This window comes from Sphingomonas sp. So64.6b, from assembly GCF_014171475.1.
Taxonomy (GTDB): domain Bacteria; phylum Pseudomonadota; class Alphaproteobacteria; order Sphingomonadales; family Sphingomonadaceae; genus Sphingomonas; species Sphingomonas alpina_A.
Window position 1 is genome coordinate 2336929 of the sequence record NZ_CP048817.1, and the last position, 17323, is coordinate 2354251.

At 64.5% G+C, this 17323-nt stretch carries 13 protein-coding genes; 9 read left to right on the top strand and 4 right to left on the bottom strand.

Going from position 1 to position 17323, the window contains the following annotated elements:
- Positions 1-3 precede the first annotated feature (3 nt).
- The gene (locus tag G4G27_RS11155) at positions 4-1614 is read right to left on the bottom strand and encodes a DUF5597 domain-containing protein (RefSeq protein ID WP_183113383.1); all 1611 of its coding nucleotides are present in this window, start codon (positions 1612-1614) and stop codon (positions 4-6) included.
- Positions 1614-3851, bottom strand: a complete 2238-nt coding sequence (locus G4G27_RS11160; RefSeq protein WP_244624651.1) for a hypothetical protein — start codon at positions 3849-3851, stop codon at positions 1614-1616. The genes G4G27_RS11155 and G4G27_RS11160 overlap by 1 nt, the downstream gene beginning before the upstream one ends.
- 208 nt (positions 3852-4059) lie before the next feature.
- Between G4G27_RS11160 and G4G27_RS11165 the strand changes: the two genes are divergently transcribed.
- The 5 genes from G4G27_RS11165 to G4G27_RS11185 are packed head-to-tail and all read left to right on the top strand — an operon-like array spanning position 4060 to position 9014.
- Complete coding sequence (locus G4G27_RS11165; protein WP_244624703.1) at positions 4060-5082, top strand: fumarylacetoacetate hydrolase family protein; 1023 nt, start codon at positions 4060-4062, stop codon at positions 5080-5082.
- A 17-nt stretch (positions 5083-5099) separates the two neighbouring features.
- Entirely contained in the window at positions 5100-5885 is a 786-nt protein-coding gene (locus G4G27_RS11170) for an SDR family oxidoreductase (RefSeq protein ID WP_183113384.1), read from the top strand.
- Positions 5885-6745: an SMP-30/gluconolactonase/LRE family protein gene (locus tag G4G27_RS11175; RefSeq protein WP_244624652.1), complete on the top strand. Its 861-nt coding sequence runs from the start codon at positions 5885-5887 to the stop codon at positions 6743-6745. The genes G4G27_RS11170 and G4G27_RS11175 overlap by 1 nt, the downstream gene beginning before the upstream one ends.
- A gap of 38 nt (positions 6746-6783) precedes the next feature.
- Positions 6784-8187, top strand: coding sequence for a sugar porter family MFS transporter (locus tag G4G27_RS11180; RefSeq protein WP_183113386.1), 1404 nt, complete (start codon positions 6784-6786; stop codon positions 8185-8187).
- On the top strand, positions 8184-9014 hold the full coding sequence (locus tag G4G27_RS11185; RefSeq protein WP_183113387.1) for an aldose 1-epimerase: 831 nt from the start codon (positions 8184-8186) through the stop codon (positions 9012-9014). Before G4G27_RS11180 ends, G4G27_RS11185 begins: the two co-directional genes overlap by 4 nt.
- Here G4G27_RS11185 and G4G27_RS11190 read toward each other — a convergent pair whose 3' ends face one another.
- On the bottom strand, positions 9015-10100 hold the full coding sequence (locus tag G4G27_RS11190; RefSeq protein WP_183113388.1) for a LacI family DNA-binding transcriptional regulator: 1086 nt from the start codon (positions 10098-10100) through the stop codon (positions 9015-9017).
- A gap of 124 nt (positions 10101-10224) precedes the next feature.
- Here G4G27_RS11190 and G4G27_RS11195 point away from each other — a divergent pair, with 124 nt between their 5' ends.
- Genes G4G27_RS11195 through G4G27_RS11210 form a run of 4 tightly spaced genes read left to right on the top strand, consistent with a single transcriptional unit; the run spans position 10225 to position 16341 of the window.
- Complete coding sequence (locus tag G4G27_RS11195) at positions 10225-12645, top strand: glycoside hydrolase family 3 protein (protein ID WP_244624653.1); 2421 nt, start codon at positions 10225-10227, stop codon at positions 12643-12645.
- Positions 12642-13604, top strand: coding sequence for an alpha/beta hydrolase (locus G4G27_RS11200; RefSeq protein ID WP_183113389.1), 963 nt, complete (start codon positions 12642-12644; stop codon positions 13602-13604). The genes G4G27_RS11195 and G4G27_RS11200 overlap by 4 nt, the downstream gene beginning before the upstream one ends.
- Positions 13601-14416, top strand: coding sequence for a GDSL-type esterase/lipase family protein (locus G4G27_RS11205; protein WP_183113390.1), 816 nt, complete (start codon positions 13601-13603; stop codon positions 14414-14416). The genes G4G27_RS11200 and G4G27_RS11205 overlap by 4 nt, the downstream gene beginning before the upstream one ends.
- A gap of 2 nt (positions 14417-14418) precedes the next feature.
- Positions 14419-16341 (top strand): hypothetical protein, encoded by a 1923-nt coding sequence (locus G4G27_RS11210; RefSeq protein ID WP_202049683.1) that lies wholly within the window; start codon positions 14419-14421, stop codon positions 16339-16341.
- On the opposite strand, the gene G4G27_RS11215 is transcribed toward G4G27_RS11210, so the two are convergent.
- Positions 16325-17314 (bottom strand): cupin-like domain-containing protein, encoded by a 990-nt coding sequence (locus G4G27_RS11215; protein WP_183113392.1) that lies wholly within the window; start codon positions 17312-17314, stop codon positions 16325-16327. The genes G4G27_RS11210 and G4G27_RS11215 overlap by 17 nt on opposite strands.
- Positions 17315-17323 lie beyond the last annotated feature (9 nt).

Consider the following 17323-nt stretch of genomic DNA (forward strand, 5'->3'; position numbering starts at 1 on the left):
GCCTCAGCGGTAACGCCCCATCGTGATCTTCAATATCTGTGGCCGGTCGAGCAGATTGATTCCATAATCGGTCTGATCGCCATTCCAAATCCGGGCCATGATCCATTTGCCGTCGCGGAAAACACCTTCCTCGACGCGAACGACCAGACCGTTCGGCTTACCGTCGGCCGTCCCGAAATTGAGCCGGACATGGTCGCCAACAATGAGGAATTCGTCTGTCGAAAGCTGGGCAACCGCAACGCCGCCGATCGGATCCTTACCCCATGGCGCGGGTTCGGACTTGAGCCAGGTCCAGTCCTTCATGCCGAACTGCCACTCGCCCCATGACGCGGCGATCGTCCAGTCGCCCATCACCGTCGCCTGAGTGGTGCCATCGTCGGGCTTCGCCGCTCCCCATGTCGGATGCTCGAAGGCGATCCGCGCCCAATCACGCATGATCGACCCGATCGCGGCATAGGGCAGCGCAAGCGGTTCGAGCGTTGCGTCGTCGAGATCCTTCGAGCCGAGCGGGTAGTTGAAATAGCCGGTCGCATCGAGCCCGAACGGCGCATAGCCGATCGCGCCACGCCCCAGTGCGGCGTAGAAAAAGCGGTGAAATTCGCGCGCATTGCCGATCTCTGGCACCATCAACGCATTGTCCGGACGGGCATATTTGTCGAGATACTGGACGACATTCGCGCTCGCCCGGTCATAAATGTCGGGTGCGGCGAAATCGATATTCGGCCCAGCCGCCTTCCAGATGTCGAGCACGTCCTGCTGTGGCCCACCGCTTGCCACGCCATCGGGATCGGGCACGTTCGACGGGCCGGCCAGCGCCGCATTGACGTACATCGGCAGTGGTTTGATCGCCTTGCCCGCCGCCGCGATCGCATCGACATAGGATGCGACATACCAGCTGTTAAAGGCACGATCCGCCTGCGCGCCGAACGCCTCTGTCCAGGTGCCGCGCTTACCGGTCCGCGCCGCGAGCACCGCCGGGATCGGCCCGGTGAACAACGCATTTGCAGCGGCCGAATAGTCACGCGGGTTGCGATAGCTGCCGGTTTCGTTCTCGGGCTGAACCAGGATCACGGTGTTTTGCGCGTCATGATCGCGCAGATATTCCATCACCTTCACGAAAGCGCGCCGATCGGCGGCAAGCGTAGCCGCACCATGGGCACTCAGCACGCCATGGTCCTTGCCATCCCTGGTTTTCATACGCGGGAAGCGGCGGTTGTCGAGCTTCACCCAGTCGGGTGTATAAGCGAAGGAAGTGTTCTTCCATGTGCCGAACCACAGCAATACGACCCGTTTGTCATGCTTGCGCGCAGCCTCGAGCAGCGTCTGGAGAAAAGACAGGTCGAACCGCCCCTCGACCGGCTCGACCTGTTGCCAGGCGATCGGCACCTCGACCGTATTGGCGTGAACCCGGTCGAGGACCGCCCAGGCAGCCTCGAGCGGCGCGGCATAGTTGCTCGAATTATTGACCTGCCCGCCGAGGATCGTGAACGGCGCGCCATCAACGATCAGCGCGTGACGGCCATTCTTCGAAACGATCTTCGGCACTGGCGTCGCCTGCTGCGCCAAAGCCGTGCATGGCAGTGCCGCGAGCAAGGCGGCCGCGACTAGCTTCATCATTTCTCTCCTCCCGCCGGGTCGCCATAGAACAGCCCCCGCCCGTCCGTGCCCAGATAGACGCGGCCCGCGATACGCGGATCGCCCGAGACTACCCGGTAGCGCCCGCCCCAGCGATGCGCGTCGTCATCGATCCGCGTCCAGTCCGTGCCCCCATCGACCGAGCGCCAGATGCCGCGCTGTATCCCCATCGTGCCGACCGCAAAGATTGCCGGCGTCGATGCACCCACCACGGCCTTGCCGAGCCCGAACAGTTCGACTTTCAGTTTGCCGCTCGCCTGCACGAACCGGCGTCCCCCATCGACACTGTGGTAGAGCACATCGCCGACATGGAACCACAAATCCCCGGCGGCGAATGGCGACGCGACCAGCCGATATTGCTGTTCGCGCCAATAGACCTTGCCGGGCCAGAGTTGCGGCGGCAGCCCTGCGCCAGCGACCGGAGCGAAGCTCTTCGCGCCGTCGGTCGAGACGAGCAGTGCGTCGTGATCGAAATCGACCGAATAGAAACGCTGAGCATCGACCTTGTCGGCAACCGGCCGGGCGTTGAGCCTCAACCCCTGCGCCAATCCCCAGGTCCGACCGCGGTCGCGCGTGACGAGCGGGACCGGCGTGCAGACGATGAAGGTCACGCCATCGGCCGAGACGATCACCGCGGCGTCGCCCTCAAGATCGTAACGCTTGCCAGGCTGACCGTCGGCCGGGCGGATCGCCGGCGCCTTGAGCGGATGCCATGTGGTTCCGCCGTCGTCCGACCAGCCGAGCGTCGCCTCGCGCGGGCGATCGGCGTAAAGGCTGCCGCTGCGAACGACGATGTTCGGCGCGCGGCCAGCATAGTCGATGTTATTGGTGTTCGACAGATAGGGATCAATAAAGGTCGGTGCTGGTGACCGATCGAGATCGGTATGGACGAAGCCGGCAAGGTCGCCGAAACCCGAGATCAGCGACGCGCCACCGGTCGGCGAAGCGAGTGTAATGATCGCGGTCTGCTCGATGGCCCTCACCCATGGTTTCCACACGATCGGGCCAGTCGGTTTCAGCGCGTCCGCCACATAGACGGTCGCACCGGTGGTATAGACGACATGATTCGCATCGAACGGATCAATCGCCAGCCCCGAGATCCAGTGGCCGAAGTCGGCGCCCTTGCCCTCATGCAGCAGATAAGGCGTCGCCGACACGTCGCGACTGCTCCGCGTGCCGACATCTTCCCACACCTTACCACCATCGTGCGAGACCCACACAGTGTCCCCGGGATTCCAGCGATCGATCGTCGAAACGGCGACCGTACCCGGCGCGCTGCGGGAAACAGCGAGACCAAGGAAGCCCCCCATCCCGTAATCGCCCGGCGTGATATCGCGCGCGGCCCCGTCGGCGGCGAAGCGCCAAACAGCGCCGGTCTTGGCGTCACTGGGGCCGATCCCGCTCGAATAACCAACATAGAGCGTGCCGTCGGCGCCGATCACCCCCTTGGCGGCCAGCAGATCGGCGGCCGGCCCCTTGACCGCGGCCCAGTTCCTGCCGCCATCGTCGGAGCGAAAGAGGTGCTCAGCACCCGGATCGGCCAGCCCCGCCCAGATCCGCTTCGAGCCCTGGCCCGCCTCGCCGCTGATCGGGTCGACAACGACGAACGCGATGCCGCCATGCGTCTGCTTCTCGGCCGGCTGCCCCAGTCCGGCGACCGGGAAACCCGTCACCTTCATCCAGGTCGCGCCCGAATCATCGCTGCGCCACAGGCCGTCATGGCGCGAGCCGAAGAACAGTGTGGATGTCCGGTTGGGATCGATCGTGAGTCGTTCGCCAAGGCCACGGCCTGGTTCGTTGCCGCCCATCGCGAACGGCACCGTCGTCGCGCGCCATGTTGCCCCGCGATCAGCCGAGCGCAAAATTGCGGCAGGCTGGCGCGCACTCATCCCGGCGGCGAGATAGACGATATTCGCATCGCGCGGGTCGGTCGCGATACTCTCGACACCCATATAGCTCGGCACCGCATTGCCATCCTGCAGCGGCATCCAGCGCCCGGCGGTCGCGTCCCAGCGATAAGCGCCGCCCATGTCGGTGCGAAGATAGGCGAGACCGCGTTCGGTCTGGCTGAAGATGATGTTAGGGGCGTAACCACCGCCGCCCACCGCGACGTTGGTCCAGCGGTAAGGGGTAGCGACATTTTCTTTGGCGACGACGGGACCGCTCCCGCAAAGGAGTGCGACGATCGCGACCATGCTCCCGATTCGGTGTCTCACCTTCTTGCGCCTCCCCTCTGTATCTCTCGGCGCATCGCTGTTCGACACGTCCCTTGACGATCCCCTATGGCATAGACGATACCGCTAACACAACGGAGGGGATCACGTGTCGATAGAACACCTGCCACTCGCCGAGGCATTGCCGCGCGACTGGCGCGCGGCCCGTTTCGTCGGGCGAATCAATATCGGGGACGGCCCCTTGCCGATCATGGTCCGCGCCGGCGCGGTCTTCGACATGTCGCGCGTCGCCCCCACCGTCTCCGCATTGATCGAAGCGAACGCGTTCGAAGGCGGCGAAGCGATCGGCGATCTCGACACGATCGACTGTTCCCATCTGCTCAGTCCAATCGACCTCCAGTGCGTCAAGGCGGCCGGAGTCACCTTTGCGGTGTCCGCGCTCGAACGTGTGATCGAAGAGCGCGCGCGCGGCGATCATAGGCGCGCCGCCGACGTGCGCGACCGCCTCGAGTCGGCACTGGGCGGCAGCATCCGCGCAGTGGTGCCGGGATCTTCCGAGGCTGCGACGCTCAAGGAAGCGCTGATCGCCGACGGCATGTGGTCGCAATATCTGGAGGTCGCGATCGGCCCGGATGCGGAAATATTCACCAAATCACCGGTGCTGTCGACGGTGGGGCTGAACGCGCCGATCGGCGTGCGGTCGGATTCGACCTGGAACAATCCGGAGCCCGAGGTGGTGCTGGTCGCCAATGCAAGCGGTCGCGCGGTTGGCGCGACTCTCGGCAACGATGTCAATCTGCGCGATTTCGAGGGGCGTTCGGCACTGCTGCTCGGCAAGGCAAAGGACAACAATGCATCCTGTTCGCTCGGCCCTTTGATCCGGCTATTCGATGACGATTTCACCATGATCGATGTGCGCGCCGCCGATGTTTCGCTGACGATCCGCGGTACCGACGGCTATGTCCTCGAAGGCTCGAGTACCATGCGAGAGATCAGTCGCGATCCGGAAGACCTGCTTGCCCAGACGATGAGCGAACATCACTACCCCGACGGATTCGTCCTGTTCTGCGGAACGCTCTTCGCGCCGACGCAGGACCGCGACGAACCCGGGCGCGGCTTTACCCACAAACCCGGCGACGTGGTGACGATCTCGAGTGCGCAACTCGGAACGCTCGTCAACACCGTCACCACGTCGCGCGATGCGCCCGCCTGGCGGTTTGGCATCGGTGACCTGATGCATAATCTGGCGGCCCGCGGGCTGCTCTCGGCGTGATGCCGACGGAGACCAACATGTTACAGCAAACGACGCCGACCGACGCCCGTGCGGTATACCCGACCTTGCGGGACAAGCGCGTGATCATCACCGGCGGCGCGTCCGGGATCGGTGCAGGGCTGGTCGAGGCATTCGTCGCGCAGGGTGCACACGTCGCATTCGTCGATATCGCCGACGGCGAAGCCGAAGCGCTGGCCACGCGCCTTTCGAACAACGCCGTTCACCCCCCCGTCTATCACCGCTGCGACCTCACCGACCTCGACCAGGTCGCGATGGTGATGGCGGCGCTGGAGGGCGCGCTCGGCGGTGTCGATATCCTGATCAATAATGCCGCCAACGATGACCGCCACACCATCGACGACGTAACACCGGCAATCTGGGAGCAGCGTCTCAACGTCAATTTGCGTCACCAGTTCTTTGCCGCCAAGGCAGTGATCCCGGCAATGAAGCGCGCCGGCGGCGGAGCGATCGTCAATTTCGGATCGATCAGCTGGCACCTCGCACTGCCCGACCTTGTTCTCTATCAGACTTCCAAGGCGGCGATCGAGGGACTGACCCGCGCGCTCGCCCGGGATCTGGGCAGGAGTAACATCCGCGTGAACACGATCGTACCGGGCAACGTCCAGACGCCGCGACAGGAACAATGGTACACGCCCACAGGCGAGGCGGAGATCGTCGCGGCGCAATGCCTGGACGGGCGCATCCAGCCCGCCGACGTGGCGGCGCTCGCGCTGTTTCTCGCCTCGGACGATGCGCGGATGTGCACCGGCCATGATTATTTCGTCGACGCCGGGTGGCGATGATGCAAGCGACGCACCTGCTTTCGGTCGGTGCCGAACTAGGCGAAGGCCCAGTATGGATCGATGGGGCATTGTGGTTCGTCGATATCAAGGGGCGTCGCGTGTATCGCCACGCGCCGGTCAGCGGTGCGCTCGACCAATGGGACGCGCCCGAACTTGTCGGCTGGATACTTCCCGCCGCCAAGGGCGACCTGATCGCAGGGCTGCAGTCCGGCCCGCACCGCTTCTCGCCCGAGAGCGGGATCTTTAACCGGATCGCCGAGATCGATCCCGATCTGCCCGCCAACCGCCTCAACGATGCCGCGGTCCATCCCTCGGGTCGACTCTATTTCGGCACGATGGACAATGACGAGACGGCGCCGAGCGGTCGCGTCTTCCTGCTCGATGGCAGCGCCGTGCGCGAGACCGGGATCGACCCGTGCGTCATCACCAACGGCCCCGCGATCGGGCCGGCGGGCGACCGGCTCTATCATGTTGATACGCTCGCGCGCCGCGTCAGCGTCCACCCGATCGACGCGGCCGGCAATGTCGGAGCTGGCGCGACCTTCCTCCATTTCACCGGCGACGAGGGCCATCCCGACGGCGCGATCTGCGACGCCGAGGGCGGCGTGTGGATCGCCTTTTATGGCGGCGGCGCGGCGCGGCGTTACGACACCGACGGGCACATGACCGATGAGATAATCTTCCCCGTCTCCAACGTCACCAAGATCGCGCTGGGCGGCCCCGACGGGCGCACCGCCTATGCGACCACCGCACGGCAAGGATTGAGCGCTGATGCGCTCGCAGCCCAGCCGTTTGCCGGCGATGTTTTCACTTTTCCGGTCAAGATACCGGGAATGCCCGTCACACGAGCCAATAGCTGAGCGCCCGCAAGAGGCGCCTGAACAGAGAGGATCATTGCGTGGAACAAGGTCAGGTCAACAAGGCGCTCATCGCGCTGGTCGTCGCGGTCGCGACGATCGGCGGATTCATGTTCGGCTATGATTCGGGCGTCATCAACGGAACGCAAAAGGGACTGGAGGCGGCGTTCGACCTTGGCCGGCTCGGCATCGGCATCAATGTCGGCGCGATCCTGGTCGGATCGTCGATCGGCGCGTTCGGCGCAGGCCGGCTCTCCGACCTGATCGGGCGCCGCAATACGATGATGGTGGCCGCGGCGCTGTTCATCTTCTCCGCGCTGTTGGCGGGCGCGGCGGAATCCTCGGCGATCTTCATCTTCGCCCGGATCATCGGCGGGTTCGGCGTGGGCGCGGCCAGCGTCACCTCCCCCGTTTATATTTCCGAAGTGACGCCGGCGAGTGTGCGCGGGCGTCTGTCCAGCATTCAGCAGGTGATGATCATTTCCGGCCTGACTGGCGCGTTCGTCGCGAACTTCGCGCTCGCGCGCTACGCAGGTGGATCGACCGCGATCCTGTGGGGCGGTTATGAGGCCTGGCGTTGGATGTTCTGGCTGCAGGTCATTCCAGCCGCGATCTATTTCATCGCCCTGTTCTTCATCCCGGAAAGTCCCCGCTACCTGGTGGTCAAAGGCCGCGATGCGGAAGCAGAAGGCGTTCTCACCCGATTGTTCGGCGCAGCCGAAGCGCGCCGCAAGGTGGCCGAGATTCGCGCAAGCCTCGCCGCCGACCACCATCGGCCCAAGCTGTCGGATCTGATCGACAAGGGCACGGGCAAGATCCGCCCGATCCTGTGGGTCGGCATCGGTCTTGCCGTGTTCCAGCAGCTCGTCGGCATCAACGTCGTCTTCTATTATGGTGCGACACTGTGGGAAGCGGTCGGCTTCACCGAGGATTATGCACTGCAGACCAATATCCTGTCGGGCGTCCTCTCGATCGGCGCTTGCCTGCTCGCCATCGCGCTGATCGACAAGATCGGACGCAAGCCCCTGCTGCTGATCGGTTCGGCCGGCATGGCGGTGACGCTCGCCGTGGTGGCCTGGGCATTCTCGACCGCGGTCACCGATGCGAGCGGCGCGGTCTCGCTGCCAGGCAATTCAGGCATCATCGCCCTTGTCGCCGCCAACCTTTACGTCATCTTCTTCAACGTCAGCTGGGGCCCGGTTATGTGGGTGATGCTGGGCGAGATGTTCCCCAACCAGATCCGCGGCTCGGCGCTTGCGGTGTCGGGCTTCGCACAATGGATTGCCAATGCCGCGATCTCGGTCAGCTTCCCGTCGCTGGTCGTCTCGCCGGGGCTGGCAGTGACCTATATCGGCTATGCCATCGCGGCTGTGATATCGTTCTTCTTCGTGAAGGCGATGGTCAGCGAAACGCGCGGACGCGAGTTGGAAGACATGGAGGGATGAGAATCGCCGCCGGCGACTGGGCCGCGACACTTGACCCCGAGGTAGGCGGCACGATCGCGTCGCTCTCCCGGCGAGGGGTCGACATGTTGCGCGCGACACCCGCAGGTGCGACAGGTCCGCTCGCCTTTGCCAGCTTCCCGCTCGTTCCCTATGCCAACCGGATCGCCGACGGCGCGTTCGCGTTCGATGGCCAAGACTATCGGTTGCCGCGCAACCATGTCAGCCAGACGCACCCACTACACGGTGTGGGCTGGCTGACAGGCTGGTCGGTCGAAACCATGGATGCGACGAGCGTAACGCTCGTCCATCAGCACCATGGCGATGCCGCCTGGCCCTGGCGCTATCGAGCGACGCAACGGTTGGCACTCGACGATGGAGGGCTGCACGTCGCATTGGCTATCACCAGTGACGATGATCGGGCGATGCCGGTCAGCCTTGGCTTCCATCCCTATTTCACCCGTGATGGTGTTCGCACGCTCGCTTTCACGGCGAAAGGCGTGTGGCGGATCGACGATGGCCTGCTGCCAACCGAACACGTCGAACCAGCAGCGTTCGGAGACTGGTCGGTCGGAGCGACGGTCATACGCAGCGACCTGATCGACAATTGCTATACCGGCTGGGCGGGCAGCGCGACGATCGCGCGCGACGACGGGGTCATCACGCTGTCGGCTACAGGCACGCCGATGCTGCATCTCTATCTACCGCCGGGGGAAGACTATTTCTGCGCAGAGCCGGTGAGCGCGATGCCCGATGCGGTCAATCGCGGCGCAGCGGATATTCTCATCCCCGGCGAGCGCCGCGAGATCACGATGACGATCCGGGGATAATCAGCCGCGCGTCCGGGCGGGTGGTCGCCGCCTTGGCGCCGCGTCGGATTGACGCCGGATCAGCGTGTAATCGAGCGTCACATGGCGCACCTCGCCACCGCCCCGCTTGGCGCGCAGCATGGCCGCGAGCAGCTCGACCGCGGCTCGCGACATGTCCGCAATTGGCTGATGGATCGTCGTCAGTTCGGGCCAGATCGTCGTCGCGAGCGCACTGTCGTCGAAGCCGCAAACAGTCAGGTCACCCGGCACATCGAGCCCCCGACGATGCGCCACCGCGACCGTTGCCGCCGCCATATCGTCGTTGCTCGCAAAGATCGCCGAGGGCGGATTCTTGCCCTCAAGCAGTTCGTCCGCCGCATCGAGCCCGGAGCGATAGGTGAACAGGCCGTCGGCCACCAGATCCTCATCGAACGGCATGCCCGCTTCCGTCAGCGCGGCCCGGTAGCCCACCAGCCGTTCGCCGCTAGCGGTCAGGTTGGGGTTGCCGGTAATGAAACCGATCCGCGCATGGCCGAGTTCGATCAGATGGCGCGTCATTGCTTGCGCGGCACCACGGTCATCGATCGAAATTGCGGCGCATTCGGGGGGGGGGCAGCCGGTCGCAACGACGACGGTTGGCACCCGGGCCGCGATCAGTACGTCGAGCACGCTACGCGAATCACACAATGGTGGGGGCAGAATAACGCCGTCGATTCCGCTTCCGATCATTCGCTCGACCACCCGGCGCTCATGATCGCCAAGCTCGCATTTCTCGACAATGAGCTGAATGTCCGATCGCCCCGCCTGATCGAGACTGCCGACGAGGAATTCGCTGAGATAGGCGGCGCTTGGGTTGGAATAGAGCAGTCCGAGCCGCAGTTGCGATGCACCGGCCAGGCTACGCGCCGCGCGATTGGGCGCATAGTTCAACTGGCCGATCGCGGCATTCACGGCCTCCCGCGTCGACGCGCGGACATTGCTCTCAGCGTTGATCACGCGGCTGACCGTCATTGTCGAAACGCCGGCGAGCGCCGCGACATCGGCGATCGTCGGTGCGCCACTCTGGCGGCCTGAGCCGGCGCGGGGCTTGCGGGGGTTCGTGACCATGGGCACGCATTTAGCAGGTGTTAGCGCGTTGCACAGCCTGTCTTAAAGCGGTCTTCGAGCAATTTATGGTAGCGCTAGCATAACAATTGGTTATGTTGCCTGAAAAGCACGTGGGAGAGTGAAGATGGGACGAGCGTACCGGGCCATGCTGGGAGCCGCGCTTTGCGGTACGGCGATTGCGGCGACCGCGCAGGAGTCGACGCCGACCGTCGCGGGAGAGGCACATCCCGCACTCTGGCCAAAGGGCAAGAGCCAAGGCCTGGTCGATGCCGCGACCGAGGCGAAGGTCACCGCGCTGATGGCGCAAATGTCGATCGAGGAAAAGATCGGCCAAATGATCCAGGCAGATATTGGCGCTATCACGCCCGAGGATTTGCGGCGCTATCCGCTCGGCTCCATCCTCGCGGGCGGCAGCTCACCGCCGATCGGCAGCCCGGATCGCTCCCCTGCCGCACCCTGGATCGCGACGAGCCGCGCGTTCAACGCGGTCGCGATGGAGCAGCGTCCCGGCCATGTCACCATTCCGCTGATGTTCGGGGTGGACGCGGTCCATGGTAACAACAACATCGTCGGCGCTACGATCTTCCCCCACAACATCGCGCTCGGCGCGACCCGCGACCCCGCCCTGATCCGCCGCATTGGCGCGGTAACTGCGGAGGAAACCGCTGCCGCCGGGATCGATTGGGCGTTCGGCCCGACACTGGCCGTGCCGCAGGACGACCGCTGGGGCCGTACCTATGAAGGCTATTCGGAAGATCCCGTCATCGTCGCCTCCTATGCCGGAGCAATGATCGAGGGGCTGCAGGGTCTGCCGGGCAAAGGCGGCATCCAGCACGGCCGTGTCGCCGCGTCCGCCAAGCATTTCCTTGGTGATGGCGGCACCACGGATGGCATCGATCAGGGCGACACGCAGGTGGACGAAGCGACGCTGATCCGTATCCACGCGGCGGGTTACCCCGACGCGATCAACCATGGCACAATGACGGTAATGGCCAGCTTCTCGAGCTGGAACGGCATCAAGATGCACGGCAACAAGAGCCTGTTGACCGATGTGCTGAAGGGCCGGATGGGCTTTGACGGCTTCGTTGTCGGTGACTGGAACGGCCATGGCCAGCTGCCCGGTTGCACCAATACCGACTGCCCTGCCACCTTCAATGCGGGGCTCGACATGGCGATGGCGCCCGATAGCTGGAAGGGCATGTACGAAACGACCCTCGCCGCGGCAAAGGCCGGGACGATCCCGAAGGCGCGCGTCGATGATGCGGTACGCCGCATCCTGCGGGTCAAGATGAAGCTCGGACTGTTCGATCCCGCGCGCCCATGGGAAGCGAAGAGCGATACGATCGGATCGGCCGCGCACCGTGCGGTCGCGCGCGATGCTGTGGCGAAAAGCCTCGTGCTCCTGAAGAACAGCGGCGTGCTGCCAATCAAGGCGAGCGCTAACATCCTGGTCGCGGGCGACGCCGCTGACGATGTCGGCCGCCAGTCCGGCGGATGGACGCTGTCATGGCAGGGTGACGGCAACACCAATGCCGACTTCCCGGGCGCCACCTCGATTTACGCCGGCATCGCCGAGGCGGTGAAGGCGGGCGGCGGTACCGCGACGCTCTCGCCCGACGGCAGCTTCACGACCAAACCCGATGTTGCGATCGTGGTGTTCGGCGAACTGCCTTATGCCGAAATGCGCGGCGACGTCCGCACGCTGGAATTCGAGGCGGGCGACAAGCAGGCGCTAGAGCTGCTCAGGAAACTGAAGGCGGCGGGCGTGCCGACCGTCTCCGTCTTCCTGTCCGGCCGTCCGCTCTGGGTGAATCCGGAAATGAACCAGTCGGATGCGTTCGTCGCGGCCTGGTTCCCGGGCTCTGAAGGCGCCGGCATCGCCGATGTGCTGATTGGCGGCAAGCGCGATTTCACCGGGCGGCTATCCTATAGCTGGCCCAAAACCGCCGGACAGTTCACGCTTAACAAGGGCGCCCTCGGCTATGATCCGCTGTTCGCGTTCGGCCATGGCCTCAGCTACGCCAAGGGGGGCAGTGTCCCCGCGCTGAGTGAGGTGGCGGGTGTCGATTCAAGCCTTGCCAATACCAGCCTGTTCTTCACGCGTGGCAAGGTACCCGCACCGTTCTCACTGGCGATCGATTCAGGTGTCGAGCGTAGCGCAGCCGACAGTGCGACCACGCAGGAAGGTGCGGTGCAATTCACCTGGACACAGGCGGGCACGGCACGAATCACCGGCCCGGAACTCGCACTGGTCCGTGAGGTCAATGGCGATCTCAACCTGCAGATCACCTACCGTACGATAAAGGCGCCGACCGGGCCGGCCATGCTGTCGCTCGGCGGCGGCAAGGTGGATATCGCCCCCATCATCTCTGCCACGAGCGGGTGGCAGGTGTTGCGCGTGCCGCTCAAATGCTTCCGCGACAAGGGTGCGAACATGGCAGCAGTGACCGAGCCAATGGCGCTGACGGCCACCGCGCCGTTTTCGATCGCGATCTCGGACCTTCGGCTCGCGACTGATCCCGCTGGCGCGGTGTGCCCGAAATGAGCGGCCCCACGCGACGCACCGTGATCACCGGGCTTGCCACGGCGGCGCTTGCCGCCCCGCTACTTGCGCAGGACAAGCCCGAGGAAACGATCGCGCTATGGCCCGGCACCGCGCCCGGGGCGCCCGCGAAGCTCCCGATCCGCAAGATCGAACAGCGTTCGACCAAGGCGGACTTCAATGATCGCTGGATCACCGGCGTCGATCGACCGATGCTTACCGTCCGCCGCCCGTCAACACCTAACGGCAGCGCGGTCATGCTTATTCCCGGGGGCGGCTATGCCTTTCTCTCGTGGGATAATGAAGGCGAAGAACAGGCTCGCTGGCTGACCGCACTTGGCGTCACCTGCTTCATCCTCACTTATCGCCTGCCCGGCGAGGGTTGGGCGAATCGTGCGACCGTACCGTTGACTGATGCGCAGCGCGGCGTGCGGCTGATCCGCGCCCATGCCGCCAGCTATGGGGTCAATCCGAAACGCATCGCAGTGCTCGGCTTTTCGGCCGGTGGACATCTCGCCGGGAGCCTCGCGACGCGGCATGCGGAAACGGCATATGCGCCGATCGACGCCGCCGACCGCCTTTCGGCGCGACCCGATCTGGCCGGCCTGATCTATCCCGTGGTGAGTCTGGCGGCGCCCTTCACCCATGGCGGCAGCCGCGACATGCTGTTCGGCCCGGCGCAGAACGAGGCAGCGCTCCACGCCGCTTCGGTCGAAACACGCGTCACCGCTGATACGCCGCCAATCTTCCTGACCCATGCCAGTGACGACGGGCTCGTTCCCATCGCCAACAGCCTCGCGCTCTATCAAGCGATGCTTGATGCCAAACGCCCCGCCGAACTGCACGCGTTCGACCAGGGCGGTCATGGTTTCGGCGCGCGGCTCCCCAAGACGGTTCCGGCTTCGGCTTGGCCATCCCTGTTCGCCGCCTATGCCAAACGCAGCGGCGTGTTTCCGGCATGAAGCGCGCGGGACTCTTCCTGCTTGCCGCCATGCTGATCGCGGCGGATGCGCCACCTTATCAGAGCAGCCCGGCGCGCCATGCCGTCGTCGAAACGCGAGACTGGGGACCTTGGGGCGGACCGTTTCGGGCGAAGTTGATACCGGCACTGATGCAGGATTTCGGCGAGCGTTATATCTACGCTCCTGCCAACGCCACGCTACCGCCGCCGGCACGAGGCGAGCGGCGCATCGTCTTCCTCGGCGATTCGATCACCGACCTGTGGAATCTGTCGTCGGCATTCCCCGACAAACCCTATATCAATCGCGGCATCGGCGCGCAGGTGACCGCGCAGATGCTGGTCCGGTTCGAGCCCGATGTGGTCGCGCTCAAGCCCGCCGCGGTGATCATCCTCGCCGGCACCAACGATGTATCGGGGTTCCTTCAGGTCGAGACACCCGCGACGATCCTCGCCAGCATCACCGCGATGGCGGACATCGCCGATGCGCGCGGTATCCGCGTCATTTTGACGTCGATCCTGCCAGTCAATGATTACACCGACAATGCGCGCCATGTCGTGAAGGAACGCCCGCCCGAAACGCTCCGCGCGATCAACGCCGCCTTGCGCGATCTCGCCCGCCACCGCGGTTATTCCTATGCCGATTATGCGGCGTCGCTCACCGATGCACGCGGGTTGCTGGAGGCGGATCTGACGCGTGACGGCCTCCACCCAAATGATATGGGCTATGCACGAATGGCACCGGTCGCCGCCGCCGCCATCACTCATGCCCTTCGATCGCCACCGCGAAGCCGCGGCTACCAGCCTGGAGAATGATCATGCGCCTTCGCACCACGGCGTTCGTCGCGCTCCTCGTCGCGTCGTCCGTCGTTCCGGCCTTTGCTCAGACCGCGCCGGCATCAATTGCGGTTCCACCCAAGTACAAGAATTTCCGCGCCGCCATCTACATCGCGGTCGGCGATGCGCGACGGCTGGCGGATCGCACGACGTTTGACCGGCAATATGCCCGCGCCGCCAGCCAGCTCCATTTCGACAAGGTGTATATCGAGGCGTATCGCGACCGGAACTTCGCGACCAGCGAAGAGCTGGAGCGCGTGAAAGGCTATTTTGCCGAAAAGGGCGTCGCAACGGCCGGCGGCATTACATTAGCGGCAGGCGGCGATGGCGGTCAGTTCGGCACCTTCGACTATGAAAAACCCGCCGACCGTGCCGAATGCGAAAAGGCGGTGCGCCTCGCTGCGGCGCATTTCGACGAAGTGATCCTCGACGACTTCTTTTTCTACACCTCCAAGAGCGATGCCGACATCGCCGCTAAGGGCAAGCGCAGCTGGACGCAGTACCGGCTGGAAACGATGCGCAAGGTGACGCGTGATCTCGTCCTCACGCCCGCTCATGCCGTCAATCCGCGCGTGAAGATGGTGATCAAATACCCGAACTGGTACGAACATTTCCAAGGGCTGGGCTATGACCTCGATCAGCAAGCGCAGGCGTTCGGCGGCATCTATACCGGCACCGAGACACGCGACCCAACGCTCACCGACCAGTTGCTGCAGCAATATGAGAGCTACGGGATCATCCGTTATTATGACAATATCCGCCCCGGCGGTAATGGCGGTGGCTGGGTCGACACCTTCTCGACGCGCGACCTGGATCGCTACGCCGAGCAGCTGTGGGATACGCTGTTCGCCAAGGCGCCGGAAATCACCTTGTTCAACTGGCATCCAATGTCCGAGGACGGCGCCGCTGAAGCGGGGCAGCGCCCCTGGGCGAATGTGCGGACGAGTTTCGACTGGGAGGCAGAACAAGGCCGGTGGCGCGCAACCGGCGCTCGCCTCCCCGCCGGCTGGGGCCGCGCGGCGGGCTATGCGCTGGAGACGGTCGACAGCGTGCTCGGTGAGCTCGGCAAGCCGATCGGCATTGCGAGCTACAAGCCGTATCAGTCGAGTGGCGAGGATTTTCTGCACAATTATCTCGGCACCATCGGCCTGCCGATCGAACTTTCCCCGCGCTTTCCCGAAGCTGCAAAGACGATGTTGCTGACCGAAGCCGCAGCCGCCGACCCAATGATCGTCGCGAAAATCCAGCGCGCGCTGAAGCGTGGCGCGACCGTCATCGTCACGTCGGGGCTGGTCGAAAAACTGCAGGATCGTGGCTTTCGCGACCTCGTGGAATGGGCACCGACCGGGCGGCACGTACTGATCGACCAGTTCGTTCAGGGCTATGGCGCGGGCAACGGCACTCCGCTTAACGCGACCGAAGGCACGCAGAAGCCGATCCTGTTCCCCGACATCCGCTTCTATACCAACGATAGCTGGGCAATCGTGCGCGGTGTGGCAGGCGCAAAAGGCTTCCCGCTGATCCTGATGAACCGCTATTCTGCAGGCACTCTCTATATGCTGTCCATGCCCGAGAACCCGGCCGACCTCTATGCCATGCCGCCAGCGATGTTGGCGCAAATCCGCAAGGTAGCGAGCAGCGATATGCCGGTAATGATCGACGCGCCCGCGCAGGTATCGTTGTTCGCCTATGACAACGACACGTTCGTCGTGCAGTCGTTCCGCGGCGAGACGGCGCCGGTCGCCGTGCACGCAACAGGACGACAACTTGTCGAGCTGCCATCGGGCACAATGGTTTCGGCGACCACCCCGATTGCCGGCAGCGCAACAGCCGCCCCCGACCGGGCGGATTTCGCGCTCACGCTTCCACCACACTCGTTCCGCGTCTTCAGGATCGTTCGCTGAGTTGCTTTGCCAGATGCGCCGCGAGCGCGCGGCGCTCCGCGTCGGATAGATCGCCGAGTACGCCGCGCGCCGATTTCGGGAGGTGGGCGGCGGGTGCATCGTCGAACACCAGATGGTCGAACAGCGGACGCCACGCTGCTCGCCGACTCGCCGATAATGCGCGCATTGTCGCGAGCGCGTGAAGGAGCGCGTCGACCGGCCAAAGCGGCTCGGACTGCGGATTCCACCAGTAATTGATAAGCACGCTCAGCGGATCGAGTGACCGGACCGAATGCCACCACAAATATGGGATGTAGATCGCGTCGCCGGGCGCAAGTTCGGCTGTTTCGGCTACCGCCAGCGCATCGGCGAAGCGTGGGTATCGCGCGAGATCCGGCGCATCGACGCGGACCATGCTGACCGGCGTGCCGGCCGGTGTCACTTCGAGCGGGCCGATATACATGTTTGCCGCCTGATCGGGCGGGAACAGCGTGAAGTGCCGCCGCCCGCCGACCACGCAGGCGATATTGTCGCTCGAATCATAATGGGTCGCGACACGGATGTGGTTGCCGATCCAGAGTCGCGGTCGGATCGATTCGGGGAGCAGGGACAGGACATTGGCTTCCGCAAAGCCCGGCAGTACGACGTCTGTCGGCGCGGATTGCATGGCGAGCGCAAGCGTCGGCATCGTGTCCTTCTGCTGCGCGAGCTGGTCGAGTACATCACCCAGCGGCGCATCGCGCCGGCCGAAGTTCATGCCCCCCATATCCTCGCGATAGAAGAAATACCCTCCGATCGAGGGTAGACCGACGACACATGACGCGGGGTGCGCACTGGCGCCATCACGCAGATAGGCATCGAGCCGCCCTGCCCGCTCCGCCGCGACTGACGGCCAATCCGAAACCTGACCACGCAGCACCACCGGGCGTGCTGCCGCGACGATTCCGTCCAGTTCGTCCGCTGTCGCGGGTCCGCGTTCGGGAACGGTGCGCATCGGGCAATT